The 23,893-nt window shown below is 66.9% G+C and carries 23 protein-coding genes and 1 tRNA gene; 13 read left to right on the top strand and 11 right to left on the bottom strand.

Features of this window, described 5'->3' with window-relative positions; genetic code table 11:
- The first annotated feature begins 45 nt into the window (after positions 1 to 45).
- The 4 genes from PVZ72_RS11010 to PVZ72_RS10995 all read left to right on the top strand — a co-directional run bounded on the left by PVZ72_RS11010 (position 46) and on the right by PVZ72_RS10995 (position 5,275).
- Positions 46 to 1,887 carry an amidohydrolase gene (locus PVZ72_RS11010; RefSeq protein WP_273861890.1) on the top strand — a complete coding sequence of 614 codons (1,842 nt, stop codon included), beginning with the start codon at positions 46 to 48 and terminating at the stop codon, positions 1,885 to 1,887.
- 12 nt (positions 1,888 to 1,899) lie between these two features.
- The gene (locus tag PVZ72_RS11005; protein ID WP_273861889.1) at positions 1,900 to 3,495 is read left to right on the top strand and encodes an MFS transporter; all 1,596 of its coding nucleotides are present in this window, start codon (positions 1,900 to 1,902) and stop codon (positions 3,493 to 3,495) included.
- Positions 3,496 to 3,543: 48 nt separating this feature from the next.
- On the top strand, positions 3,544 to 4,167 hold the full coding sequence (gene ycaC, locus PVZ72_RS11000; protein WP_059313433.1) for an isochorismate family cysteine hydrolase YcaC: 624 nt from the start codon (positions 3,544 to 3,546) through the stop codon (positions 4,165 to 4,167).
- A gap of 196 nt (positions 4,168 to 4,363) precedes the next feature.
- Entirely contained in the window at positions 4,364 to 5,275 is a 912-nt protein-coding gene (locus tag PVZ72_RS10995; RefSeq protein ID WP_158894809.1) for a LysR substrate-binding domain-containing protein, read from the top strand.
- Here PVZ72_RS10995 and PVZ72_RS10990 read toward each other — a convergent pair.
- Positions 5,253 to 6,497: an MFS transporter gene (locus PVZ72_RS10990; protein WP_273861888.1), complete on the bottom strand. Its 1,245-nt coding sequence runs from the start codon at positions 6,495 to 6,497 to the stop codon at positions 5,253 to 5,255. The genes PVZ72_RS10995 and PVZ72_RS10990 overlap by 23 nt on opposite strands.
- Before the next feature lie 266 nt (positions 6,498 to 6,763).
- Between PVZ72_RS10990 and PVZ72_RS10985 the strand changes: the two genes are divergently transcribed.
- A complete protein-coding gene (locus tag PVZ72_RS10985) occupies positions 6,764 to 7,132 on the top strand; it encodes a hypothetical protein (RefSeq protein ID WP_187980418.1) in 369 nt (122 codons plus the stop codon).
- A 638-nt stretch (positions 7,133 to 7,770) separates the two neighbouring features.
- On the opposite strand, the gene PVZ72_RS10980 is transcribed toward PVZ72_RS10985, so the two are convergent.
- A complete protein-coding gene (locus tag PVZ72_RS10980; RefSeq protein WP_187980417.1) occupies positions 7,771 to 8,646 on the bottom strand; it encodes a LysR substrate-binding domain-containing protein in 876 nt (291 codons plus the stop codon).
- A 102-nt stretch (positions 8,647 to 8,748) separates the two neighbouring features.
- Between PVZ72_RS10980 and PVZ72_RS10975 the strand changes: the two genes are divergently transcribed.
- Both PVZ72_RS10975 and PVZ72_RS10970 read left to right on the top strand, forming a co-directional pair.
- Positions 8,749 to 9,936, top strand: a complete 1,188-nt coding sequence (locus PVZ72_RS10975) for an MFS transporter (protein ID WP_273861887.1) — start codon at positions 8,749 to 8,751, stop codon at positions 9,934 to 9,936.
- Positions 9,937 to 10,042: 106 nt separating this feature from the next.
- On the top strand, positions 10,043 to 10,402 hold the full coding sequence (locus tag PVZ72_RS10970) for a hypothetical protein (protein WP_208693789.1): 360 nt from the start codon (positions 10,043 to 10,045) through the stop codon (positions 10,400 to 10,402).
- Here the strand turns inward: PVZ72_RS10970 and PVZ72_RS10965 are convergent.
- The 9 genes from PVZ72_RS10965 to PVZ72_RS10925 form a co-directional block, all read right to left on the bottom strand.
- Entirely contained in the window at positions 10,375 to 11,286 is a 912-nt protein-coding gene (locus PVZ72_RS10965; RefSeq protein ID WP_273861886.1) for a LysR family transcriptional regulator, read from the bottom strand. The genes PVZ72_RS10970 and PVZ72_RS10965 overlap by 28 nt on opposite strands.
- A 160-nt stretch (positions 11,287 to 11,446) precedes the next feature.
- Complete coding sequence (gene ychF, locus PVZ72_RS10960; protein WP_133861556.1) at positions 11,447 to 12,547, bottom strand: redox-regulated ATPase YchF; 1,101 nt, start codon at positions 12,545 to 12,547, stop codon at positions 11,447 to 11,449.
- Positions 12,548 to 12,589: 42 nt separating this feature from the next.
- Positions 12,590 to 13,174 carry an aminoacyl-tRNA hydrolase gene (gene pth / locus PVZ72_RS10955; protein WP_133861555.1) on the bottom strand — a complete coding sequence of 195 codons (585 nt, stop codon included), beginning with the start codon at positions 13,172 to 13,174 and terminating at the stop codon, positions 12,590 to 12,592.
- A 34-nt stretch (positions 13,175 to 13,208) separates the two neighbouring features.
- A complete protein-coding gene (locus PVZ72_RS10950) occupies positions 13,209 to 13,832 on the bottom strand; it encodes a 50S ribosomal protein L25/general stress protein Ctc (protein WP_133861554.1) in 624 nt (207 codons plus the stop codon).
- Between the two features lie 122 nt (positions 13,833 to 13,954).
- Complete coding sequence (locus PVZ72_RS10945) at positions 13,955 to 14,896, bottom strand: ribose-phosphate pyrophosphokinase (RefSeq protein ID WP_007161553.1); 942 nt, start codon at positions 14,894 to 14,896, stop codon at positions 13,955 to 13,957.
- Positions 14,897 to 14,937: 41 nt separating this feature from the next.
- Positions 14,938 to 15,012: transfer RNA gene (locus PVZ72_RS10940), tRNA-Gln, on the bottom strand.
- Positions 15,013 to 15,037: 25 nt separating this feature from the next.
- Positions 15,038 to 15,898, bottom strand: a complete 861-nt coding sequence (gene ispE, locus PVZ72_RS10935) for a 4-(cytidine 5'-diphospho)-2-C-methyl-D-erythritol kinase (protein ID WP_187980413.1) — start codon at positions 15,896 to 15,898, stop codon at positions 15,038 to 15,040.
- Positions 15,895 to 16,515: a lipoprotein insertase outer membrane protein LolB gene (lolB, locus tag PVZ72_RS10930; protein ID WP_133861552.1), complete on the bottom strand. Its 621-nt coding sequence runs from the start codon at positions 16,513 to 16,515 to the stop codon at positions 15,895 to 15,897. Before lolB ends, ispE begins: the two co-directional genes overlap by 4 nt.
- A complete protein-coding gene (locus PVZ72_RS10925; protein ID WP_187980412.1) occupies positions 16,512 to 18,236 on the bottom strand; it encodes a tetratricopeptide repeat protein in 1,725 nt (574 codons plus the stop codon). Before PVZ72_RS10925 ends, lolB begins: the two co-directional genes overlap by 4 nt.
- A gap of 246 nt (positions 18,237 to 18,482) precedes the next feature.
- Here PVZ72_RS10925 and hemA point away from each other — a divergent pair, with 246 nt between their 5' ends.
- The 6 genes from hemA to PVZ72_RS10895 all read left to right on the top strand — a co-directional run bounded on the left by hemA (position 18,483) and on the right by PVZ72_RS10895 (position 23,874).
- Positions 18,483 to 19,751 carry a glutamyl-tRNA reductase gene (gene hemA, locus PVZ72_RS10920; RefSeq protein WP_133861550.1) on the top strand — a complete coding sequence of 423 codons (1,269 nt, stop codon included), beginning with the start codon at positions 18,483 to 18,485 and terminating at the stop codon, positions 19,749 to 19,751.
- Positions 19,748 to 20,830 (top strand): peptide chain release factor 1, encoded by a 1,083-nt coding sequence (gene prfA, locus PVZ72_RS10915; protein ID WP_187980411.1) that lies wholly within the window; start codon positions 19,748 to 19,750, stop codon positions 20,828 to 20,830. The genes hemA and prfA overlap by 4 nt, the downstream gene beginning before the upstream one ends.
- Positions 20,831 to 20,833: 3 nt before the next feature.
- On the top strand, positions 20,834 to 21,664 hold the full coding sequence (gene prmC / locus PVZ72_RS10910) for a peptide chain release factor N(5)-glutamine methyltransferase (protein ID WP_273861885.1): 831 nt from the start codon (positions 20,834 to 20,836) through the stop codon (positions 21,662 to 21,664).
- Positions 21,658 to 22,413, top strand: coding sequence for a molybdopterin-synthase adenylyltransferase MoeB (locus tag PVZ72_RS10905; RefSeq protein ID WP_133861547.1), 756 nt, complete (start codon positions 21,658 to 21,660; stop codon positions 22,411 to 22,413). The genes prmC and PVZ72_RS10905 overlap by 7 nt, the downstream gene beginning before the upstream one ends.
- Positions 22,406 to 23,197: a glutamate racemase gene (gene murI / locus PVZ72_RS10900; RefSeq protein ID WP_273861884.1), complete on the top strand. Its 792-nt coding sequence runs from the start codon at positions 22,406 to 22,408 to the stop codon at positions 23,195 to 23,197. Before PVZ72_RS10905 ends, murI begins: the two co-directional genes overlap by 8 nt.
- Before the next feature lie 152 nt (positions 23,198 to 23,349).
- Positions 23,350 to 23,874 carry an acyloxyacyl hydrolase gene (locus tag PVZ72_RS10895; RefSeq protein WP_133861545.1) on the top strand — a complete coding sequence of 175 codons (525 nt, stop codon included), beginning with the start codon at positions 23,350 to 23,352 and terminating at the stop codon, positions 23,872 to 23,874.
- Positions 23,875 to 23,893 lie beyond the last annotated feature (19 nt).

Here is a 23,893-nt window from a genome sequence, read left to right as displayed (position 1 = left end):
CGGGCGCCCTGCGCCCGGACTTCTGATCCTGGTCCCGGAGGCCACATGCAACACGCCGATCTGATTCTCCACAACGGCAAGCTCCACACCGTCGATCCCGAGCGCCCCGAGGCGACCGCGGTCGCCATCAGGGACGGCGTCTTTCTTGCCGTGGGCAGCGACAGCGACGTCATGGCCCATCGCGGCCCGGGCACCCAGGTGGTCGACCTGCGCGGGCGCCGCGCCATCCCCGGCCTCAACGACTCCCACCTGCACCTGATCCGCGGCGGCCTCAACTACAACCTGGAACTGCGCTGGGAGGGCGTGCCCTCGCTGGCCGATGCCCTGCGCATGCTCAAGGACCAGGCCGAGCGCACCCCGGCGCCCCAGTGGGTGCGGGTGGTGGGCGGCTGGAACGAATTCCAGTTCGCCGAGCGCCGGCTGCCGACCCTGGAGGAGCTCAACCAGGCCGCGCCGGACACCCCGGTGTTCATCCTCCACCTCTACGACCGGGCACTGCTCAACCGCGCCGCCCTGCGTGTCGTGGGCTACACCAAGGACACGCCCAATCCGCCAGGTGGCGAGATCCAGCGCGATGCCCGCGGCGAGCCCACCGGCATGCTCATCGCCCGGCCCAATGCCATGATCCTCTACGCCACCCTGGCCAAGGGGCCCAAGCTGCCGCTGGAATACCAGGTCAACTCCACCCGCCAGTTCATGCGCGAGCTCAATCGCCTGGGCCTGACCAGCGCCATCGACGCCGGCGGCGGCTTCCAGAACTACCCGGACGACTACCAGGTGATCCAGGAACTGGCCGATGCCGACCAGCTCACCGTGCGCATCGCCTACAACCTCTTCACCCAGCGGCCCAAGGAAGAGCTGACCGACTTCAGGAGCTGGACCAGCAGCGTCACCCTGCACCAGGGCACCGACTTCCTCCGCCACAACGGCGCCGGCGAGATGCTGGCCTTCTCCGCGGCCGACTTCGAGGACTTCCTCGAACCGCGCCCGGACCTGCCGCCCACCATGGAGGCCGATCTGGAACCGGTGGTGCGTCACTTGGTGGAGCAGCGCTGGCCGTTCCGCCTGCACGCCACCTACGACGAATCCATCTCGCGCATGCTCGACGTCTTCGAGCGGGTCAACCGCGACGTGCCCTTCAACGGGCTGCCCTGGTTCTTCGACCACGCCGAGACCATCAGTCCGCGCAACATCGAGCGGGTCAAGGCCCTCGGCGGCGGCATCGCCATCCAGGACCGCATGGCCTTCCAGGGCGAATACTTCGTCGACCGCTATGGTGCCCAGGCCGCCGAGCAGACCCCGCCGATCCAGCGGATGCTCGCCGAAGGCGTACCGGTAGGGGCGGGGACCGATGCCACCCGCGTCTCCAGCTACAACCCCTGGACCTCGCTGTACTGGCTGGTCAGCGGCCGTACCGTCGGCGGCCTGGCGCTCTACCAGGAAGGCCTGCCACGGGCCACCGCCCTGCAGCTGTTCACCCAGGGCAGCGCCTGGTTCTCCTCGGAACAGGGCAAGAAGGGCCAGCTGCGGGTAGGCCAGCTGGCCGATGTGGCGGTGCTCTCGGCGGACTTCTTCACGGTCGAGGAAGAGGCCATCAAGCATCTGGATTCGGTGCTGACCGTGGTCGGTGGCCGTATCGTCCATGGCGCCGAGGAATTCGATCGCCTGGGTCCGCCGCCCCTGCCCGTCACCCCGGACTGGTCGCCGGTGGTCAAGGTGCCCGGCCACTGGAAGCCCGGCGCGCCCCTGCAGGCCGCCGTGCACCAGTGCGCCGGCGCCTGTTCCGTGCATGGCCACGGCCATGAGCGGGCGCGCCAGAGCCGGGTGCCGGTCAGCGACTTCAGTGGCTTCTGGGGCGCCTTCGGCTGCTCCTGCTTCAGCTTCTGAGGAGCGTCCGCCATGACCGCCGCCGCCCTGACTTCCACCACCGCCTCGCCCTGGCAGCCCCTGCGTCAGCGCACCTTCCGCTGGCTGTGGCTGGCCAGCATCGCCTCCAACATCGGTACCTGGATGCACGAGGTGGGCGCCGGCTGGCTGATGACCTCGCTGTCGGCCAGTCCTCTGGCGGTGGCCCTGGTCCAGGTGGCGGGGGCGTTGCCGATGTTCCTGCTGGCACTGCCGGCCGGCGCCCTGGCCGACATCGTCGACCGCCGGCGCTACCTGCTCGGCGTGCAGCTGTGGATGGCCGCGGTGGCCCTGGCTCTGGCCGGGCTGACCCTGGCCGGCTGGATGACCGTGCCGCTGCTGCTGGGCCTGACCCTGGCCATGGGCGTGGGCACGGCGCTGATGCTGCCGGCCTGGTCGGCGCTGACCCCCGAGCTGGTCGATAAAAGCGAGTTGCCCGCGGCCATCGCCCTGTCCAGCCTGGGCATGAACGTGGCCCGTGCCCTCGGCCCGGCGCTCGCCGGGGTGCTGGTCAGCCTGGCCGGTCCCTGGCTGACCTTCGCCCTCAATGCCGTTTCCTTCCTTGCCGTGATCGTCGCGCTCCTGACCTGGCGACGCCAACCTGCAGCCGCCGTGCTGCCCGCGGAGCGCCTGCTGGGCGCCGTCCGGGTCGGCCTCCGCTATGCCCGCAGCTCGCTCCAGCTGCAGGTGGTGCTGGCCCGGACCGCCGCGTTTTTCCTCGGCGCCAGCGCCGGCATGGCCCTGTTGCCACTGCTGGTGCGCCAGGCCCTGCAGGGTACCGCCCTGGATTTCGGCATCCTGCTCGGGTGCGTCGGCCTGGGTGCCATCGGCGGCGCCATGCTCCTGCCGCGGCTGCGCGAACGGCTGTCCAGCGACCTGCTGGTGGCGGGTGCCAGTGCGCTCTATGCCGGCGTGCTGCTCGGCCTTGCCTGGATTCGCGACTTCGCCTGGCTGCTGCCGGTCATGCTGGTCAGCGGCCTGGCCTGGATCGCCGTGCTCTCCAGTCTGCAGGTGGCGGCCCAGACCGCCGTGCCCACCTGGGTGCGCGCCCGTGCCCTGGCCGTCTACATCCTGGTGTTCTTTGGCACCAGCGCCCTGGGCGGCTTGCTCTGGGGCGCCCTGGCCAGTCACTTCTCCCTGAGTCTTGCCCTGAGCGCGGCGGCCGGGGTGCTGCTGGCCGGCATCGGGGTGACCTGGCGCCTGCGTCTGCCGGTCACCCCGGCCGCCGATATCGCCCCTTCGCTGCACTGGCCGGCGCCGATCCTCGACGACTCCCTGGATCGCGAGCGCGGCGCGGTGATGGTCACCCTGGAGTACGACATCGCCCCCGAGCATGGTCCGGCCTTTCGCCAGGCCATGCAGGCGGTGGGCGCCATGCGCCGGCGCAACGGCGCCTTCTCCTGGGCGCTGCTGCAGGACAGCGCCGAGCCGCGCCGCTGGCAGGAATTCTTCTGCGACGAATCCTGGCTGGAACACCTGCGCCACCACCACCGCGTCACCCAGGGCGAACAGCGCCTGGAAGCGGCGGCGCGCCAGTACCAGACCCCCGGCGTACCCGTCGCCATTCGCCATCTCCTGGGCGGCGCCTGATGCCGCCCTTCACCCGCAACCCCCAAACCACTCCCTGAGGACTCCACCATGAGCAAGCCCTACAACCGTCTCGACAAGAACGATGCCGTCGTCCTGCTGATCGACCACCAGGCCGGTCTGATCTCGCTGGTCCAGGATTTCACCCCCAGCGACTTCAAGAACAACGTCCTGGCCCTGGCCAACAGCGCCAAGTTCTTCGGCCTGCCCACCATCCTCACCACCAGCTTCGAGCAGGGCCCCAACGGCCCGCTGGTGCCCGAGCTGGTCGAGCTGTTCCCCGAGGCGCCGTACATCGCCCGCCCCGGCCAGATCAACGCCTGGGACAACGAAGACTTCGTCGCCGCCATCAAGGCCACCGGCCGCAAGCAGCTGATCATCGCCGGCGTGGTGACCGACGTCTGCGTGACCTTCCCGGCCCTGGCGGCCATCGCCGAAGGCTTCGACGTCTTCGTGGTGACCGATGCCTCCGGCACCTTCGACAAGACCGTGCAACAGGCCGCCTGGGCACGCATGAGCGCCGCCGGCGTGCAACTGATGAACTGGTTCAGCGTGGCCTGCGAGCTGCACCGCGACTGGCGCAACGACATCGAGGGCCTGGGTGCCCTGCTGTCCAACCACATCCCCAACTACCGCAACCTGATGACGAGCTACGCCAAGCTGGCCGCCAAGTAAGAGCCTATCCAAAGTCTGCTGCGCGTCGGCCAAACGGCGTTGAAGAGGCCTTCGGAATGCTCATTTACTATTTGTAAACTCCGCTTCCTCAGGCCTCTTCGCCTTGTTTGGCTCTAGCTCGCGAGACTTTGAACAGACTCTAAGGTAACGACAGTCAGGCGCCCCTCCCGGCGCCTGACCTTCGCGGAGGGATGCCGTGAACCGCAACGACCTGCGCCGCATCGACCTGCACCTGCTGGTGGTGTTCGAAAGCCTGATGCACGAGCGCAATCTCACCCGCACCGCGGAAAAGCTCTTTCTCGGCCAGCCGGCCATCAGTGCCGCCCTGGTGCGCCTGCGGCAATTCTTCGACGACCCCCTGCTGGTACGCAGTGGGCGGGCGATGGAGCCCACGCCGCGGGCCCTGGCCATTCTCGAACGGCTGCGCCCGGCGCTGGACGGCCTGTCCAATGCCTTGAGCGAGGTCGACGACTTCGACCCCGGCGCCAGTCGCGCGGTGTTTCGCCTGGGCATGTCCGACGACGTCGAGTGCGGCCTGCTGCCGCCGCTGCTGGCCCATCTGCGCGAGGTGGCGCCGCACTGTGTGCTGGTGGTGCGCAACGCCAACTTCCTGCTGCTGCCCGGCCTGCTGGCCAGTGGCGAGGTTTCCCTGGGCATCAGCTACACCACCCAGCTGCCGGCCAACGCCAGGTGCCGTACCCTGAGGCACATCCGCGCCCTGGTGGTGCGCGCCGACCGCGATCCCGCGCCCCTGACCCTGGATGACTATTGCGCGCGGCCCCATGTGCTGGTGTCGATGTCCGGCGATCTCTGCGGCAACATCGACGACGACCTGGCGCGCCTCGGCCGCAGTCGCAAGGTGGCCCTGGGCGTACCCCACTTCAACGGTCTCGGCGCCCTGCTGGCCGGCAGCGAATTGCTCGCCACGGTGCCCGACTACGCCGCCCGGGCGCTGGCTGCGGGCGGCGGCCTGCGCATCGAGGAACCACCGTTTCCCATCGTCCCGGCCAAACTGTCGCTGGTCTGGCGCGCGGCCCAGGACCAGGATCCGGGCGAGCGCTGGCTGCGCGGCGAGATCATCAGATTCATGGGCGAACCGGCTGCGTGAGCCCAGCCGGCTGCTCGGCCACCGCTCCGGAAATCTGCATGCCACGGGTCTCCTTGCCGAAGGCCACGAAGAGGATGATCAGCAGCGCCACGGTGCCTGCCACCAGCGCCATGGCCAAGCCATAGTTGCCGCCGTGGGCCGCTGCGATATGCGCCTGCAGGGTAGCGTTGACCGAGGCCAGCAGGTTGCCCATCTGGTAGACGAAGCCCGGCAGCACGGCGCGCACATTGCCCGGCACCAGTTCGTTGAGATAGGTGGGCACCACGCCCCAGGCGCCCTGCACCATGAATTGCATCAGGAAGGCGCCGATGCCCAGCGTCCAGGAGCCGCTGGAGAAGGCCCACAGGGGCAGGACCGGCAACGACAGCAGTGCGGCCAGCATGATCGCCTTCTTGCGGCCGATGCGTTCCGACAGCGAACCGAAGAGCACGCCGCCGAGCATCGCCGCGATGTTGTAGCCGATGGCGATCAGACTCACGGTATGGGCATCGAACTGGTGCTGCACCTTGAGGAAGGTGGGATAGAGGTCCTGGGTGCCGTGGCTGAAGAAATTGAAGCAGGCCATCAGCAGCACCATGTACAGGCAGATCTTCCAGTGCTGGCGCAGGATTGGCAGCAGGGCAGTACTCTCCTTGCGCTCGCGCGCGGCCAGCCACACCGGCGACTCCGGCACCTTGAAGTAGATGAAGGGCAGCAGCAGGACCGGCAGGGCGCCGATCAGGAACATGCCGCGCCAACCCACCGTGGTGAAGAACAAGCCGAAGACGATGGAGGCGAGCAGGTAGCCGCAGGGATAGCCGGCCTGGAAGATCCCCGACATCAGCCCGCGCGCGCGATCGGGGATGGTTTCCATCGCCAGCGACGAAGCCACGCCCCAGACCCCGCCCATGGCCACGCCGTAGAGAAGACGGAAAGCCATGAACGCCATGAAGGTCGGCGACCAGGCGGACAGCAGCTCGAACACCGAGAACAGCACGATGTTGAGCATCAAAATCGGCCGGCGCCCATGCCGCTCGGCCAGGCGCCCGAAGATCAGGGCGCCTATCGGACGCACCGCCAGGGTCAGCATGATCGACAGGGAGACATCGGTCACCGAGTTGTGGAAATACGTCGCCAGGTTGCTGAGGACGAAGACCAGGATGAAGAAGTCGAATGCATCCATCGTCCAGCTGGCAAAGGTGGCGAAGGCCACGTTGCGCTGTGTAGAAGTCCAGGTAGACATGGCCAATCTCCTTGCTCGAAGGGCTGTCGACGCCCTGGCGGCTCGCGGGGTCAGTGGGGAGGCAGCCTTGGTTGTAGTGGTTGTCTCGCTAGCCTCTCCCCGGAGCGCTTACGAGAACCTTAAGGTGAGCATCACAAAAGTCCGCGCCTGACCGGAGACGTCCGGGGGCACCATCAGCCGCGTCGATAAGCGCTATCCGCCGGTACGATTTATGGACGAGGGCGTTGGCTTCTTACGATGGCTCCATATTGTTTGGAGCCACTCCCATGTCCCTCGCCGCCCTTCGCAATACCCTCCGCCTGCTGGCCTGCGCCGGCTCGCTCGCCCTGCTGGCCGGCTGTGCCAGCTCTCACACCGCCTACCTGCAGGATGGCCGCACCGCCTACCTGGTGCAGTGCAACGGGGTATTCGGCAGCTGGTCCGGCTGCGCGGGCGAAGCTGCCGAGCGTTGTGCCACCGGCAGCTACCGGGTGCTGGCCCGCAACCACCTCGACGGCGCCAGCGAGGCGGAAGCCGAGGCCAGCATTGCTGGCCAGTCCTATCCGGTGCGCAATCTGCTGGTGCAGTGCCAGGGCGAGCAGTTGGCCTGGCGGGTGGGCACCTTCGTCCGCCGGCTGCCGGTTAGCGAGGGTTGAGGGCAGGTCGGCAGGCTGTCGAGCGTTTCACGGCCGCTGAACACCAGCTCGGTTCTCCTCTCCCTCTATGAGAGGGTTGGGGTGAAGGCGCGCCCCGCACACTGAAGTCACTCCCGGAAAAGGCTGCGCCGTTTTCCAGGCTACGGCTCCGATAGAGCTGAACGCCTGCTCGAATAACCCCCTCTCCCTCCGGGAGAGGGTCGGGGTGAGGGCACGCCCTGCACACTGAAGTCACTCCCGGAAAAGGCTGCGCCGTTTTCCAGGCTACGGCTCCGATAGAGCTGAATGCCTGCTCGAACAACCCCCTCTCCCTCCGGGAGAGGGTCGGGGTGAGGGCACGCCCCGCACACAGCGACGTCACCCCTGGAAAAGGCTCAGGCCATGGCTGCGATAGACCGTAGGTTGGGTTGAGACGGCTCCATCGTCGAAGCCCAACAGGGAGGTTCAGTCTTGAGCCATGTTGGGCTTCGCTGTGCTCAGCCCAACCTACGCAGGCTCCTAGGCGCGATCGCATCGGCTGGCCACCAGGATCGCGGACCAGGAAGCGCCTCGTGCCCCAGGGGGCCGTCACCGGACCATACTCCGGCACGTAGCCCGCGCATCACCTCAACGGCTGCACGGCCCGCTGGTAAGTGGGGCTAATCCACCAGGGCCTCTTCCAGGACCTTGAGAAATTCCCGCGTCGCCGGCGTCGGCAGCGGCGACCAGATGGCATGGACGTTGCGCTGCGGGGCATCGCTGACCGGCACCCGGGCCAGGCCGGCAAAGGTGCTGGCGATACTCTGGGGCACCAGGCCGATGGCCAGACCGCGGCGGACGAAGCGTTCCAGCAGCTGCATGTTGCCCGTCTCGAAACCCACCCGATGGGGCAGGCCCAGGGCGGCGAAGGCCTCGTCGGTCTGCCGCCGGGCGCCGCTGCCGGCGGGCAGGTCCACCAGCGGCAGATCCACCAGCTCGTGCAGCGACAGCCTTTCCCGCCCCGCCAGGGCGTGCGCAGCGGGCAGCACCGCCACCAGCTCCTCGCTGAGCAGCAGGCGGCTGGCCACCGCCTCCAGGGCCACCTGGCGCGACAGGCCGATCAGGGCGAAATCCAGTTGTCGCTCGCGCACCGCCGCCAGCAGCGTCTCGCTCTTGTCCTGGCGCAGCCGGATGTCCACCTGGGGATGGCGGGCATGGAAGGTGGCCAGCAACTCGACGATATCCAGGCGTGGCACCGAGGAGATCAGGCCCAGTGTCAGGGTGCCGCGAATGGCGCCGACCGCGGCGGCCACGTCCTGCTGCAGCCTTTCCACCGCCGCCAGCGCCTGCCGCGCCTGGACCAGTAGCGCTTCGCCGGCGGGGGTGAGGCGCACCTGCCGCGGCAGGCGTTCGAACAGGGTGGCGCCCAGTTCGGCTTCCAGGCGGGCGATCTGGTGACTGAGCGCCGACTGCACCACATGGCAACGCTCGGCGGCGCGGGTGAAGTGGCGCTCCTCCGCCAGGGCGACGGCGAATTCCAGTTGCTTGAGATTCATGGCGCTATCTTGAAATGAGATCGAAACCATCTTAACGATTCATTTAACCGATGGCTGCCGTTGTCCGATACTGACCAGCCTTTCCCATGCCGGACCTTGCGGATGTCGACTCCCACGCCTCCTCTCAGCCGCTGGCTGACCTTGCTCATGGCCGTCGCCACCGGTATCGCGGTGGCCAGCAACTACTACAACCAGCCGTTGCTGCACACCATCGCCCAGCGCTTTGACCTCAGCTACACCCAGGCCGGCAGCATCGTCACCACCGCCCAGCTCAGCTACGCCGCCGGGCTCCTGCTGCTGGTGCCCCTGGGCGATCTGCTGGAGCGCCGCCGGCTGATCGTCACCATGAGTGTGATCGCCGCCGCCGGCCTGGCCCTGAGCGCCACCGCCACCAGTCTGACCTGGCTGCTAGTGGGCACCGCCATGACCGGACTCTTCTCGGTGGTGGCCCAGGTGCTGGTGCCCTTCGCCGCGACCCTGGCCGCGCCGGAGCAGCGGGGTAGGGCGGTGGGCACGGTGATGAGCGGCCTCATCCTCGGCATCCTGCTGGCCCGCACCGTGGCCGGGGCGCTCTCGTCCCTGGGCGACTGGCGCACCGTCTATGCCGTGGCGGCCGGTCTGATGCTGGCGACCGCCCTGGCCCTGCGCCTGGCGCTGCCGCGCTATCAGCAGTCGGCGGGCCTGAGCTATCCACGGCTGCTGGGTTCGGTGTTCGTGCTCTTGCGCGACGAACCCATGCATCGTCTGCGCACCCTGCTGGGCTGTCTGGGCTTCGCCGTCTTCGCGGTGTTCTGGACGCCCCTGGCCTTTCTGCTCGCCGCCGAACCCTATGGCTTCAGCGACGGTACCATCGGCCTGTTCGGTCTCGCCGGCGCGGTGGGCGCCCTGGCCGCCAACCTGGCCGGGCGCATGGCCGACCAGGGCAAGGGTGGTCTCGCCACCAGCATCGGGCTGGCTTCCCTGACCCTGGCCTGGCTGCCCCTGGCCTTCGCCCAGCAGTCGCTGGCGGCGCTGCTGGTCGGCATCCTGGTGCTGGATCTCGCCGCGCAGCTCAGCCACGTCAGCAACCAGAACGTGGTCTATCGCCTGCGCCCGGAAGCCCGTAGTCGCCTCAACGCCGGCTACATGACCGGCTACTTCCTCGGCGGCTCCCTGGGTTCGCTGCTGTCGGCGCGGCTGTACGAGCACTTTGGCTGGACCGGCGTCAGCCTGGCCGGCTGCCTGCTGGCCGCCACGGCGCTGGCCGTCTGGTACCTGTTCCTGCTGCGCCAGCGTCAGGCGCGGGCCTGAGCGCCATCATCAGCGCGGTCGATGATCGCTATCCCGCGGGACGATTTCTAGGCGCGGGGTGGGCTGGCGACAATGAGTCCACACCCACCCGACACAGGTACTCGCCATGAAAGCTCTCACCGCTCTGTTCGCCGCCACTCTGCTCACCACCGCCATCGCCCAATCCGCCCAGGCCGAGGAAAGCGCCCTGCGCCCCCTGGGTTCGCTGATCGAAAAGCACCAGCAGCAGGATCGCACCCTGGCCGAGAACGGCACCGAGCGCAGCCTGCAGCCGTCGATCCAGCGCCAGCAGCAGCGTCTCGACCCGCGGCGTGCCCTGGCTGAAAACGGCGCCGAGCGCAGTCTGCAGCCGGCGATCCAGCGTCAGCAGCAGCGTCTGGATGGCCAGCGCCTGGCTGCCGACGGCGCCGAGCGAACCCTCCAGCAGTGGCCCCAGCGTCAACCGACCCGCGGCGCCGTAGCGTGAGTCGGCCCGACCGTCAGGCGGTCGCGCAGATAGTCCGAGAACAGCTGGACGATGCGCGCCGACTGACGATGCTGGGGATAGACCGCATAGACCGCCGCGCTGGGCAGGGCAAAGTCTTCCAGCACCTGCACCAGCGCCCCTGAGGCCAGCGCCGCGCCGATGATGAAGGTCGGCAGCACCGCGATGCCCTGACCGGCGATGGCCGCGTCCCGCACCACCTCTCCGTTGTTGGCCCTGAGCTGACCCTGCATGGGCAGCACCAGCGGCTTGCCTCCGCGCTGAAAGCGCCATTCCACCTGGTGACCATGGCCATAGAGCAGACAGCTGTGCTCGGCCAGATCCTCCGGTTGCAGCAGCGGCGGCGCCTTCTTTAGATAATCCGGACTGGCACAGGTCACCAGCTGCATCTCGGTCAGTCGCTTGGCGATCAGACTGGAATCGGCCAGGGTGCCGATGCGGATCGACATGTCGTAGCCCTCGGCGAGCAGATCCACCGCCCGGTCATTGAGATCCAGCTCCAGGCGGATCTGCGGATAGGCCGAGAGAAAATCCGGCAGCAGGGGACTCAGGTGCAGGGTGCCAAAGGTCATGGGCGCACTGACTCTCAGCACCCCCTGGGGCACCGTCCGCCGGCTGGAGAGCAACTCCTCGGTGTCGTTGACGTCTTCGAGGATCTTCACCGCTCGCTCGTAGAGCAGCATCCCCAGCTCGGTCGCCTGCAGACGCCGCGTGGTGCGGTTGATCAACCGCACGCCAAGACTTTCCTCCAGCAACAGGGTCCGCCGGCTGACGTATTGCTTGGACAGCCCCAGCTTGTCGGCGGCGGCGGTGAAGCTGCCCTCGTTCAGGGTGGTGACGAACAGGCGCAGGTCTTCGAAATTCATGGCGGCATCCAGGCAGCGGGAGACGTTCGACGGCGGTCGGATCGCCGTCATTGTGCCAAATCGCCAGGCGTCCGGTGTCAGCCAGGCCGTTGGCGAACGGGCAAAAGAAAACCCCCTCGCCACCTTGCGGTGAGGAGGGGGTTCTGGCGTTCGCCGTCGCTTAGACGTTGAAGCGGAAGTGCATGACGTCACCGTCCTTGACGATGTACTCCTTGCCTTCCAGGCGCCACTTGCCGGCTTCCTTAGCGCCGTTCTCGCCCTTGAAGGCGATGAAGTCGGCATAGGCCACCACTTCGGCGCGGATGAAGCCCTTCTCGAAATCGGTGTGGATGGCGGCGGCCGACTGGGGCGCGGTGGCGCCGACGCGGACGGTCCAGGCACGGACTTCCTTCACCCCGGCGGTGAAGTAGGTCTGCAGGTTGAGCAGTTCGTAGCCGGCGCGGATCACCCGGTTCAGGCCCGGCTCTTCCATGCCCATGGACTCGAGGAACATCTGCTTTTCCTCGTCGTCGTCCAGTTCGGCGATTTCCGCCTCGATCTTGTTGCAGACCGGCACCACCACGGCGCCTTCTTCTTCGGCGATGGCCCGGACCACATCCAGGTGCGGGTTGTTCTCGAAGCCGTCTTCGGCGACGTTGGCGATGTACATCACCGGCTTGCTGGTCAGCAGGTGGAAGCTGCGCACCAGGCGCTTCTGCTCCTCGTCCAGGCCCTTCAGCAGGCTGCGGGCAGGCTTGCCGGCCTCGAAGTGCGGAATCAGCTGTTCCAGCAGGGCCTTCTGCGCCAGGGCTTCCTTGTCACCGCCCTTGGCGTTGCGGGTCACGCGTTGCAGCTGCTTCTCGCAGCTGTCGAGGTCGGCGAAGATCAGCTCCAGGTCGATCACCTCGATGTCCCGCTTGGGATCCACCGAATTCGACACGTGGATGACGTTCTCATCTTCGAAGCAGCGCACCACGTGGGCGATGGCGTCGGTCTCGCGGATGTTGGCGAGAAACTTGTTGCCCAGACCTTCACCCTTGGAGGCGCCGGCCACTAGCCCGGCGATGTCGACGAACTCCATGGTGGTGGGGATCACCCGCTCGGGTTTGACGATCTCCGCCAGGGCGTTCAGTCGCGCATCGGGCATGGGCACGATGCCGCTGTTGGGCTCGATGGTGCAGAAGGGAAAGTTTTCTGCCGCGATACCAGATTGGGTCAGGGCATTGAACAGAGTGGACTTGCCGACGTTGGGCAGGCCGACGATGCCGCAATTGAATCCCATGGTGTGTGTCCTCGCGGAAGAAAAGGAAGAGGGTAGGGTAGGTCAGGCCTTGCGGCTGTGCAGGCGTTGCATGGCGCGGGTCAGGTCGCCGGTCAGCAGCTCCGGAACCACCTCCAGGGCGGCATCGATGCTGGTGTCGAGCAGGTCCTGCTCGCTGCGCGGTGCGCGGCCCAGCACGAAGTTGGAGACCAGGCTGGCATGCCCCGGATGGCCGATGCCCAGGCGCAGACGCTGGAAGCCGTTCTGATTGCCGAGCTGGGCGATGATGTCGCGCAGTCCGTTGTGCCCCCCATGGCCGCCGCCGGTCTTGAGGCGTGCGGTGCCGGGTGGCAGGTCGAGTTCATCGTGGGCCACCAGGATGGCTGCCGGCGGGATGCGGAAAAAGCCGGCGAGCGCCGCCACGGCCTGGCCGCTGCGGTTCATGTAGGTGGTGGGGATGAGTAGACGAACATCGTTGCCCGCGTGGCGGAAGCGCCCCACCAGGCCATGATACTTGCGGTCGACAGCCAGGCTCGCGCCCTGGGCGGCTGCCAGTCGCTCAACGAAAAGGGCCCCTGCATTGTGCCGAGTCTGGTCGTATTCGGGGCCCGGATTACCCAGGCCGACGATCAGTTGGACGGCAGTCATGTCAGGAGCCCTTCTCTTTCAGGCGTGCGAGAACTTACTCGGCAGCGCCTTCTTCGGCAGCGCCGTCAGCAGCTTCTTCACGGATGCGCGGCATGTGGATGCTGGCAACCGGCAGATCGCTGCCGTGGGCCAGGGACACCAGCTCGACGCCAGCCGGGACGTTCAGGTCGCTCAGGTGAACGATCTGGTCCAGGGCGACCTTGGCCATGTCGACTTCGATGAATTCCGGCAGGTCTTTCGGCAGGCAGGAAACTTCGACTTCGTTAATGGTGTGCAGGATCTCGCCACCCTGTTGCTTCACGCCCACGGAGGTTTCCTGGTTCATGAAGTGCAGGGGCACGTGAGCGGTCAGCTTCTGACCGGCGATGACGCGCAGGAAGTCGGCGTGCATGACGTAGCCCTTGGAGGGGTGACGCTGCAGGGCCTTGACCAGCACGCTTTCGTTGCTGCCATCAACCTTCAGGGTGATGACGCTGGCGAAGGCGGCTTCGCTTTCCAGCATCTTGGCCAGGTCTTTGCCGACCAGGGTGATGGACGTCGGAGCCTTGTCGCCACCGTAGATCACGGCGGGAACGTTACCGGCATTACGACGCAGGCGGCGGCTCGCACCTTTCCCCAGGTCGGAACGCACTTCGGCATTCAGAGTGAAATCAGACATTGTGAATCTCCAGGATAAGGAATCGGCAGACCGGGACTTGCGACCAGTTCCATGGCCCTACCGACTAAAAAGCCCCGGTAGACCGTCACGGCCTTCCGGGGCGCTTCCAGAGCGGCTGTTCCTTAACGGAACATCGCGCTGATGGATTCTTCGTTACTGATCCGGCGTACCGCCTCGGCCACCACCGGCGCGATGTCCAGTTGGCGAATACGGCTGCAGGCCTGAGCCGCGGCGGACAGCGGAATGGTGTTGGTCACCACCAGCTCGTCCAGCACGGAGTTGTCGATGTTCTCGATGGCCCGACCCGACAGCACCGGGTGGGTGCAGTAGGCCAGGACCTTGGCGGCGCCGTGTTCCTTGAGGGCCTTGGCCGCGTGGCACAGGGTGCCGGCGGTATCGACCATGTCGTCGACCAGCACGCAGGTGCGGTCCTGGATGTCACCGATGATGTGCATCACTTCCGACTGGTTGGCCTTGGGACGACGCTTGTCGATGATCGCCAGGTCCACACCCAGACTCTTGGCCACGGCACGCGCACGCACCACGCCGCCAATGTCCGGGGAGACGATCATCAGATTTTCGAAACGCTGGTCTTCGATGTCATCCACCAGGGCGGGGGAGCCGTAGATGTTGTCCACGGGAATATCGAAGAAGCCCTGGATCTGGTCGGCGTGCAGATCGACGGTGAGCACGCGATTGATGCCCACCACGGTCAGCATGTCGGCCACGACCTTGGCGGTGATGGCGACGCGTGCGGAACGCGGACGGCGATCCTGGCGGGCATAACCGAAATAGGGGATGACTGCGGTGATACGAGTGGCCGAGGAGCGGCGGAAGGCATCGGCCATCACCACCAGTTCCATCAGGTTGTCGTTGGTCGGCTCGCAGGTGGGCTGGATGATGAAGACATCCTTGCCCCGCACGTTCTCGTTGATTTCGACGCTGATCTCGCCATCGGAGAATTTTCCGACGGAGACGTCACCGAGAGGGATATGCAGCTGGCGCACGATGCGCCGTGCCAGATCGGGGTTGGCGTTCCCCGTGAAGACCATCATCTTGGACACGCTGCAGTTCCTGCGGCTTGAGGTGGGTCTTGGAAGGAAAATGGCAGGGGCGGCTGGATTCGAACCAACGCATGGCAGGATCAAAACCTGCTGCCTTACCGCTTGGCGACGCCCCTGTATCTTGCAGAGTACTAGCTGTACTCATTCTCTGGTCAGGCTTGCCAGCGCCCGGTGCAACATGGAAGTGTTGCTACCTTTGGCCACGAAGCCTGGAAGTGATGCTGGTAGCTGGCTAGCTACTGTATCAGCTTCGGTCTTATTTGGAAAGCTTCCAAATATGCAACCTCCAGTGCCGGTTAATCTAGCTGAAACAAATTTGTTTAGCAAGATCAAAGCGTTACGAATTTCTGGGTAACGCCTTTCGACCGTACTCTGGCAGTCGTTTCGACCTGACCACTTGAGAACGGCGCAAACTTTAATGGCGGGAGTGTCCCGTGTCAACAGCGGATCTGAAAAAATTTCTGCTGTACTTACAGAGACTTGCGGCACGGCCACGAGATACCAGGGTTCCGGGGGGGTGACCGGGGTGAGCTTTTCCCCCACGCCCTCGGCGAAGGCGGCCTGGCCGCGGACGAATACCGGCACATCGGCGCCCAGGCGCAGCCCCAGCACCGCCAGGTCGTCGAGGCTGGCGCCCAGGCCCCAGAGATGATTCAGGCCAAGCAGGGTGGTGGCAGCATCCGAACTGCCGCCACCGATACCGCCGCCCATGGGCAGGCGTTTGGTCAGCCAGAGGTCGGCGCCTTTGGTCGTGGCGCTTTCCTGCTGCAGCAGCCGGGCGGCGCGCAGGATGAGATTCTGCGCGGGGGCGACGCCCGGCAGACCGTCGTGCAGTTGCAATTCGCCGTCATCCCGTCCGGCAAAGCCCAGGTCGTCGCCCCAGTCGAGAAACTGGAACAGCGTCTGCAGCTCGTGATAACCGTCCGCGCGGCGGCCGAGGATGTGCAGGAACAGATTGAGCTTGGCCGGTGCCGGCAGGGTGAAGGCAGGCGCTGCGGTCATTTGCCCAGCTCGCGCGGCTGCCAGGTCTTCACCACCAGGATGACTTCCAGGTCCTTGCCGGTGAGCTTGAGGCGCTCGGGCAGGGTGTAGCCGTTCTGCTCGGTGTAGCGGGTGTATTCGACGGTCCAGCCGTCCTGTACCAGACGCGCCAGGTGGCTGTCGGCGTCCAGGGTCAGCTGGCTACGACTGTCCGGCGCCGGCAGGCCGCGCACCCACCAGAGCAGGTGCGAGACCGGCAGGCGCCAGCCGAGTTGCTGTTCCAGCAGGGCTTCGGGGGAATCGGCCTGATAGCTGCCCTGGCCGGAGACATCGAGGGTGACGGCGCCCGGACGGCCGGTGAGTCGGGTGGCGCCGCGGCCCAGGGGGCCGGCCAGGCGGATGTCGTAATAGTCCTGGCGCTGCAGCCAGAACAGGGTACCACTGCCGGAATCGCGCGGGGCGCGGATGCCGACCTTGCCGTCGATCTGCCAGCCGTCGAGGGCGGCGATACGTTTTTTATGAGCCTGCCACTGGGCGGCATTGCCCTGGCCTTCCACGGCCTCCTGGCGAGAGGTGCTGGCGCAACCGGCCAGCAGGGCGAGCAGCAACAGGGTGACGAAGGTACGCACGCGGATCATCGGAGGGTTTCGCTTCCAGTCAGGCGTTTGAGGGTACTGCGCAGGATGGCGTCATCGGCGTCGGCGTCGAGGCCCACGCGCCAAACCTTGCGCGCTTCGCTGCGCTTGCCCTGGGCCCAGAGCACCTCGCCCAGGTGGGCCGCCACTTCGGCGTCGGGGAAGCGTTCGTAGGCCTGGCGCAGATAGCGTTCGGCGTCGCCCAGCTGGCCCTGGCGATAGCGGATCCAGCCCATGCTGTCGAGGATGGCCGGGTCGTCCGGGCTCAACTGGTGCGCCTTGTCGATCAGCTGGCGTGCCTCGGCCAGCCGTGGGGTGCGATCGGCCAGGGTGTAGCCGAGGGCGTTGAGCGCCATGGCGTTGTCGGGGTCGTGGGCGATGATGTAGCGCAGATCGCCTTCCAGCTGACCGAGGTCGCCGCGCTTTTCCGCCAGCATGGAGCGGACATAGAGCAGGTTGAGGTCATTGGGATACTGCTGCAGGGCCTGCTGCACGGTCTGGTCGGCGAGGGCGGTCTGGTCGGCACTGGCCAGGCCTTCGACTTCCAGCAGATAGAGCGGCACGGCGTATTCGCTCTGGCGCTTGCGCGCCTCGGCCAGGCGTTGACGGGCCTCGGCGATGCGCCCGCTGCCCAGCAGGATTTCCGCCTGGCGCTGCTGGGCGGCCAGGTAGTCGGTGCCCGGCCCGACCTGGGTGTATTCGGCCAGCGCCTGCTCGGGCTGGTCGAGTTCTTCGTAGCTGCGACCCAGGTTGAGGTGCGCGGCATCCACGTGGCTGCCGCGGTCGATCAGTTCCTTGAGATAGATCTGGGCTTCGCGCCAGGCCTGGGCCTCCAGGCAGACCAGCGCCAGGGAGAATCTCAGGTCATCGTCATCCGGGAACTGGGTGACCAGCTCGGCGAATTCGCGCTTGGCCTGGTCCAGGCGATCCAGCTCCACCAGCAGCCGGGCATGGGCCAGGCGCAGGCGGCGGTCTTCCGGGTGCTGGCGGATGCCGGCTTCGAGCAGCGGCAGGGCCTCGGCGCTGCGGTCCTGGCTCTGCAGCAGGCGGGCGCGCAGGAGCAGCGGCGCGACTTCGCGCCTGGCCGCCGGATTGCGCTCCAGCAGCTTGAGGGCCTCGTCGGCACGGCCGTCCTGCTGCAGCAGCAGCGCCTTGCCGAACAGCAGCTGGCCATTGTGCGGATACTTGGCCAGCAGCCGGTCGAAGCTCTTGAGCAGGCCGGCGCGGGTGGTCTCGTCGGTTTCCGCCGCCGAGAGGGCGAGGAAGTCGAAATGGGTGTCGCCCTGGCCCTGGAGCACGCGCTCCATGTAGACCATGGATTCGTCATAGCGACCGGCGCGGGCCAGCATGATGGCGGCGGCGCGCTGGGCATCCAGGTTGTCGGGGGCATTGCGCGCCCAGATCTGCGCGGTTTCCAGCGCCGGGGTATCGGCGCCCAGGTACTCGGCGATGCGGAAGGCCCGCTCGGCGACCCCCGGGTCCTGGGTCGACTTGGCCTGCTCGACATAGTTGGTCAGGGCGATGTCGAATCGGTTGCGCTGCCCGGCCAGCTCGCCGACCAGCAGGTCGTAGAGGGTGTCTTCGCGAAAGGAGCCGGCCGGTTGCGGCGTGCTGGTCTTGGCGGTGGGCGGCGGGATGGCGGCAGCGGGCGTCGGCTGACGGCCGAGGTTCTGGCAGCCGGCGAGCAGCAGGGCGGTCGTCAGCAGCGCAAGGTATCTGGTCATAGGGTCAAGGCGGCCTTTTTACAGTCGGTCCATCATGCCACAAGAGTCGCCGTGGCCGCGTCGCGCATGCGCAGCGGCCGGCCGAGAAGTGCGGTGGTCGAGGCTGTTGACGCCTTTTGCCCGGCAAGATTCATTCGCCCAGGCTATGACGGCGATTGTCCGACGTCTCGTCGCTGCTGGTTGTCGCCACCGCCCGCGCGTAGGACAATGTTCGGCTTTCCCCAATCCGTTCGACTGCTTGCGTCCATGGCCTTTCTCGCGCTCGGCATCAATCACAAGACCGCCTCGGTTGAGGTGCGCGAACGTGTGGCCTTCACTCCGGAGCAGACGGTCGAGGCCCTGCGCCAGCTGGAGCAGGCCACCCACAGTCGCGAAGCGGCGATTCTGTCCACCTGCAATCGCAGCGAACTCTACCTGGAGCTGGAGCCCAGCCTGGCGGAAGCCGTGCTGGCCTGGCTCGCCCAGTACCACCGGGTGCCCCTGGAAGACCTGCGCGCCAGCATCTATCTGCACCAGGACGAAGCCGCGGTCCGCCACATGATGCGGGTAGCCGCGGGGCTGGATTCCATGGTGCTGGGCGAGCCGCAGATCCTCGGCCAGCTCAAGTCGGCCTATGCCGTGGCGCGCGAGGCCGGCACCGTCGGTCCGCTGCTGGGCCGGCTGTTCCAGGCCACCTTCAATACCGCCAAGGCGGTGCGCACCGACACGGCGATCGGTGAGAACCCGGTATCCGTGGCCTTTGCCGCGGTCAGCCTGGCCAAGCAGATCTTCAGCGACCTCAGTCGCAGCCAGGCGCTGCTGATCGGCGCCGGCGAGACCATCACCCTGGTTGCCCGCCATCTGCACGAGCAGGGCGTGCGGCGCATCGTCGTCGCCAACCGCACCCTGGAGCGCGCCAGCCACCTGGCGGAAGAATTCGGCGCCCATACCGTGCTGCTGGCCGACATTCCCGACGAACTGGTCAACAGCGACATCGTCATCAGTTCCACCGCCAGCCAGTTGCCCATCCTCGGCAAGGGCGCGGTGGAACGCGCACTCAAGCAGCGTCGCCACAAGCCCATCTTCATGGTCGACATCGCCGTGCCGCGCGACATCGAGCCGGAGGTGAGCGAGCTGGAGGACGTCTACCTCTATACGGTGGACGACCTGCACGAGGTGGTGGCGGAAAATCTCAAGAGTCGCCAGGGCGCCGCCCAGGCTGCAGAGAAGCTGGTGCTGGCCGGGGTCGAGGACTTCATGCAGCGGCTGCGCGAGCGCGCCGCGGTGGACGTGGTCCGCGCCTATCGCCAGCAGGGCGAGCAGATCCGCGACGACGAACTGGCGCGCGCCCAGCGCCAGCTGGCCAATGGCGTCGATCCCCAGGAAGCCCTGGCGGCCCTGGCACGCAGCCTCACCAACAAGCTGATGCACGCCCCGAGCGTGCAGCTCAAGAAACTATCCGCCGAGGGGCGCGTCGATGCGCTGACCTTGGCTCAGGAACTCTTCGCCCTCGACGAGGGTTTGGACAAGACATGAAGACCTCTCTGTTGCACAAGCTCGACGGTCTGCAGGACCGTTTCGAGGAGCTGACCGCGCTGTTGGGCGACGCCGAAGTCATCAGCGACCAGACCCAGTTCCGCGCCTATTCCAAGGAATACGCCGAACTCGAGCCGGTCAACCAGGCGTTCACCGAATACCGCAAGGTGCAGGCCGACCTGGAGGGCGCCCAGGCGCTGCTCAAGGACAGCGATCCGGATCTGCGCGAGATGGCCGAGGAAGAGGTGACCAGCGCCAAGGCGCGGCTACAGGAACTGGAAGACGAACTGCAGCGCATGATGCTGCCGCGGGATCCCAATGATGGCCGCAACGTCTTCCTGGAAATCCGCGCCGGTACCGGCGGCGACGAGGCGGCGATCTTCGCCGGTGATCTGTTCCGCATGTATTCGCGCTATGCCGAGCGCCAGGGCTGGCGTCTCGAGGTGCTCTCGGAGAACGAGGGCGAGCACGGTGGCTTCAAGGAGGTGATCGCCCGGGTCGAAGGCGACAGCGTCTACGCCAAGCTCAAGTTCGAGTCCGGTGCGCACCGGGTGCAGCGGGTCCCGGAGACCGAATCCCAGGGCCGCATCCACACCTCGGCCTGCACCGTGGCGGTGCTGCCGGAGCCGGACGAACAGCAGGCCATCGAGATCAATCCGGCCGATCTGCGCGTCGACACCTATCGCTCCTCCGGCGCGGGCGGTCAGCACGTCAACAAGACCGACTCCGCGGTGCGCATCACCCACCTGCCCACCGGCATCGTGGTGGAGTGCCAGGAAGAGCGCTCCCAGCACAAGAACCGCGCCAAGGCCATGGCCTGGCTGTCGGCCAAGCTCAATGACCAGCAGGACGCGGCGGCGCACAAGGAAATGTCCGATACCCGCCGGCTGCTGGTGGGGTCGGGCGACCGCTCCGAGCGCATCCGCACCTACAACTTTCCCCAGGGCCGGGTGACCGATCACCGCATCAACCTGACCCTCTATTCGCTGGGCGAGGTGGTCAACGGTGACGTCCAGCAGATCATCGATCCGCTGCTGCAGGAATACCAGGCCGACCAGCTGGCGGCGCTGGGAGACTAAGCCATGGCCACCATCGGCGCCCTGTTGCGCGAAAGCCAGCTGCCGGATTCACCCAGCGCCCGGCTCGACGTGGAATTGCTGCTGGCCGCCGCCCTGGACAAGCCGCGCAGCTACCTGCGCACCTGGCCGGAAAAGCTGGTGCCGCGCGAGGCCCTGGCGCGTTTTCGGGCCGATCTCGAACGGCGCCGGCAGGGTGAGCCGGTGGCCTATATCCTTGGCCAGCAAGGCTTCTGGTCGCTCGATCTGGAAGTGAGTCCCGACACCCTGATCCCCCGCCCCGATACCGAGGTGCTGGTGGAAACCGCCCTGGCATTGCCCCTGGCCGACGAGGCGCGGGTACTGGACCTGGGCACCGGTACCGGTGCCATCGCCCTGGCCCTGGCCCATGAGCGACCGCGCTGGCAGGTCAGCGGCGTGGATCGCATCGCGGCGGCGGTGGAACTGGCGCGACGCAATGCCCAGCGCCTGCGCCTGGGCAATACGGTCTTTCAGCAGAGTCACTGGTTCGGCGCCCTCGCCGGACAGCGGTTCGACCTTATCGTCAGCAATCCCCCCTATATCGCCGGCAGCGATCGCCATCTGGATGAGGGCGACGTGCGTTTCGAGCCGCGCAGCGCCCTGGTGGCCGGCGTCGATGGCCTGGACGATATCCGCGAACTGGTCGCGGCGGCGCCCGCGCACCTGCAGCCGGATGGCTGGCTGTGGCTGGAGCACGGCTTCGACCAGGCCGCCGCGGTGCGCGATCTGCTGGTTCGCCAGGGCTTCGTCGAGGTCGAGAGTCGCCAGGACCTGGGTGGTCACGAACGCATCAGCGGAGGGCGTCGGCCATGCTGAGCGACGGCGAACTGCTGCGCTACAGCCGGCAGATCCTGCTGGCCCAGGTGGATATCGCCGGACAATTGCGGCTGAAAGACGCCAGGGTGCTCATCGTCGGCCTCGGTGGTCTGGGTTCGCCAGTGGCGCTCTATCTGGCCGCCGCCGGCGTCGGCGAATTGCACCTGGCCGACTTCGACCAGGTCGACCTGAGCAATCTGCAGCGCCAGGTGCTGCACGATGAAAGCCGTATCGGCCAGGGCAAGGTGGATTCCGCCCTGCAGCGGCTGGCGGCGCTCAATCCCGAAGTGCGCCTGGTGCCGCTGCGCGAAGCGCTGGACGCCGACAGTCTGGCGGCGCGCATCGCCCTGGTGGATCTGGTGCTGGACTGCTCGGACAACTTCACCACCCGGGCGGCGGTGAATGCCGCCTGCGTGGCTCAGGGACGCCCGCTGGTGAGCGGCGCCGCCATTCGCCTGGAAGGCCAGCTCAGCGTCTTCGATCCGCGTCGCGCCGACAGCCCCTGCTATCACTGTCTCTATGGCGAGGGCAGCGAAGCCGAGCTCAGTTGCAGCGAAGCCGGGGTGCTGGGTCCGGTGGTGGGGCTGGTGGGCAGTCTGCAGGCGCTGGAAGCGCTCAAGCTCCTGGCCGGCTTCGGCGAGCCCCTGGTGGGGCGGCTGCTGCTGGTGGATGCGGCGGGCAGTCGCTTCCGCGAATTGCGGGTCAAGCGCGATCCGGGTTGCCCGGTGTGCGGCGCCCGCCATGGCTGACGAGGCGCCGGTCGGGGTCTTCGACTCGGGCGTCGGCGGCCTGTCGGTGCTGGCGGAGATCCGCCAGCTGCTACCGGCGGAAACCCTGCATTACGTCGCCGATTGCGGCCATATCCCCTATGGCGAAAAGACCCCTGCCTTCATCCGCGAGCGCTGCCAGCTGATCGCGGCGCGGCTGCACGCGCAGGGCGCCAAGGCCCTGGTGGTGGCCTGCAACACCGCCACCGTGGCGGCCGTGGCCGATCTGCGCGAACGCTATCCCCGCTGGTCCATCGTCGGCATGGAACCCGCGGTCAAGCCCGCTGCGGCGGCGACCCGCAATGGCCGGGTCGGGGTGCTGGCGACCACCGGTACCCTGCAGAGCGCCAAGTTCGCCGCCTTGCTGGACCGCTTCGCCCTGGGCGTCCAGGTGCTGACCCAGCCCTGTCCGGGACTGGTGGAACAGGTCGAGCGCGGCGATCTGCACGGCCCCGAGACCCGGCGCCTGCTGGAGGGCTTTCTCGCCCCCTTGCTGGCGGCGCAGTGCGACACCCTGATCCTGGGCTGCACCCACTATCCCTTCCTGCGTCCCTTGCTGGCCGAACTGGTGCCACCGCAGGTCATCCTGGTGGACACCGGCGCCGCCGTGGCGCGGCGCCTGCACAGTCTGCTGGCGCGGGACGGACGCCTGGCGGGAGGGCCGGCCGGCCCTACGAGATTCTGGACCTCGGGCGACCCCGCCGAGCTTCGCGCCGTGTTGCCGCAGCTCTGGCCGGCAGGGGCCGAGGTAAAGGCGTTCGTCTGACCTTTCCCTCCGGGTTTCACTCGCCAAATGCCGGGCCAGCGACTAGCATCCGACCTTGTAGGTAAAGATATCCAGGGCTGTGAACACCTTCACGTCTTGATGGTCAATGCTCCCAGTTCGTAAAAACTAGAAACATCCATAAGGGCACTCTCATGAACAAATTGCTTTCCCTCGCAGTAGCCGCCGCGCTTTCTCTGGGTGGCATCGCATCGGCACAGGCTGTGGAAATCACCGGAGCAGTCGGTGCCACCAGCCAGAGCGGCATGACCTACCGTATCGGTGCCGGCTGGAATTGGGACAGGAGCTGGTGGCAGAGCTCCACCGGTCGCCTGACCGGCTACTGGGATGCGGGCTACACCTACTGGGAAGGTGACAACGGCCGGTCTTCCGACCAGCATTCGCTGTCCTTCGCCCCGGTGTTCGTCTACGAATTCGGCCAGGGCCAGGTGAAGCCCTTCGTCGAAGCCGGTATCGGCGTCGCCGTCTTCTCCAGCACCAAGGTTGGCGAGCAGGACCTGGGTTCGGCCTTCAACTTCGAAGACCGTATCGGCCTGGGCCTGAAGATCGGCGACACCCAGCGCGTCGGCATCCGTGCGACCCACTACTCCAACGCCGGCATCAAGCAGCCCAACGATGGCATCGAGTCCTATGCGCTGTTCTACAGCCATACTCTCTGATCCAGGGCTGATATGAAAA

The organism is Pseudomonas sp. LA5 (assembly GCF_028640825.1).
Classification (GTDB): Bacteria; Pseudomonadota; Gammaproteobacteria; order Pseudomonadales; family Pseudomonadaceae; genus Chryseomonas; species Chryseomonas aestiva.
Note: the sequence above shows the minus strand (reverse complement) of the source record. Positions and strands in the feature narration are given on the sequence as shown.

Bases quoted from the DNA above. Each gene is read 5' to 3' on its own strand.
- ispE (WP_187980413.1), bottom strand. From the start codon at position 15,898: ATGACCGCAGCGCCTGCCTTCACCCTGCCGGCACCGGCCAAGCTCAAT.
- PVZ72_RS11010 (WP_273861890.1), top strand. From the start codon at position 46: ATGCAACACGCCGATCTGATTCTCCACAACGGCAAGCTCCACACCGTC.
- PVZ72_RS10980 (WP_187980417.1), bottom strand. From the start codon at position 8,646: ATGAATCTCAAGCAACTGGAATTCGCCGTCGCCCTGGCGGAGGAGCGC.
- ycaC (WP_059313433.1), top strand. From the start codon at position 3,544: ATGAGCAAGCCCTACAACCGTCTCGACAAGAACGATGCCGTCGTCCTG.
- PVZ72_RS10965 (WP_273861886.1), bottom strand. From the start codon at position 11,286: ATGAATTTCGAAGACCTGCGCCTGTTCGTCACCACCCTGAACGAGGGC.
- lolB (WP_133861552.1), bottom strand. From the start codon at position 16,515: ATGATCCGCGTGCGTACCTTCGTCACCCTGTTGCTGCTCGCCCTGCTG.
- hemA (WP_133861550.1), top strand. From the start codon at position 18,483: ATGGCCTTTCTCGCGCTCGGCATCAATCACAAGACCGCCTCGGTTGAG.
- PVZ72_RS11005 (WP_273861889.1), top strand. From the start codon at position 1,900: ATGACCGCCGCCGCCCTGACTTCCACCACCGCCTCGCCCTGGCAGCCC.
- PVZ72_RS10970 (WP_208693789.1), top strand. From the start codon at position 10,043: ATGAAAGCTCTCACCGCTCTGTTCGCCGCCACTCTGCTCACCACCGCC.
- prfA (WP_187980411.1), top strand. From the start codon at position 19,748: ATGAAGACCTCTCTGTTGCACAAGCTCGACGGTCTGCAGGACCGTTTC.
- PVZ72_RS10985 (WP_187980418.1), top strand. From the start codon at position 6,764: ATGTCCCTCGCCGCCCTTCGCAATACCCTCCGCCTGCTGGCCTGCGCC.
- murI (WP_273861884.1), top strand. From the start codon at position 22,406: ATGGCTGACGAGGCGCCGGTCGGGGTCTTCGACTCGGGCGTCGGCGGC.
- PVZ72_RS10895 (WP_133861545.1), top strand. From the start codon at position 23,350: ATGAACAAATTGCTTTCCCTCGCAGTAGCCGCCGCGCTTTCTCTGGGT.
- PVZ72_RS10990 (WP_273861888.1), bottom strand. From the start codon at position 6,497: ATGTCTACCTGGACTTCTACACAGCGCAACGTGGCCTTCGCCACCTTT.
- pth (WP_133861555.1), bottom strand. From the start codon at position 13,174: ATGACTGCCGTCCAACTGATCGTCGGCCTGGGTAATCCGGGCCCCGAA.
- PVZ72_RS10905 (WP_133861547.1), top strand. From the start codon at position 21,658: ATGCTGAGCGACGGCGAACTGCTGCGCTACAGCCGGCAGATCCTGCTG.
- PVZ72_RS10925 (WP_187980412.1), bottom strand. From the start codon at position 18,236: ATGACCAGATACCTTGCGCTGCTGACGACCGCCCTGCTGCTCGCCGGC.
- ychF (WP_133861556.1), bottom strand. From the start codon at position 12,547: ATGGGATTCAATTGCGGCATCGTCGGCCTGCCCAACGTCGGCAAGTCC.
- PVZ72_RS10950 (WP_133861554.1), bottom strand. From the start codon at position 13,832: ATGTCTGATTTCACTCTGAATGCCGAAGTGCGTTCCGACCTGGGGAAA.
- PVZ72_RS10975 (WP_273861887.1), top strand. From the start codon at position 8,749: ATGTCGACTCCCACGCCTCCTCTCAGCCGCTGGCTGACCTTGCTCATG.
- prmC (WP_273861885.1), top strand. From the start codon at position 20,834: ATGGCCACCATCGGCGCCCTGTTGCGCGAAAGCCAGCTGCCGGATTCA.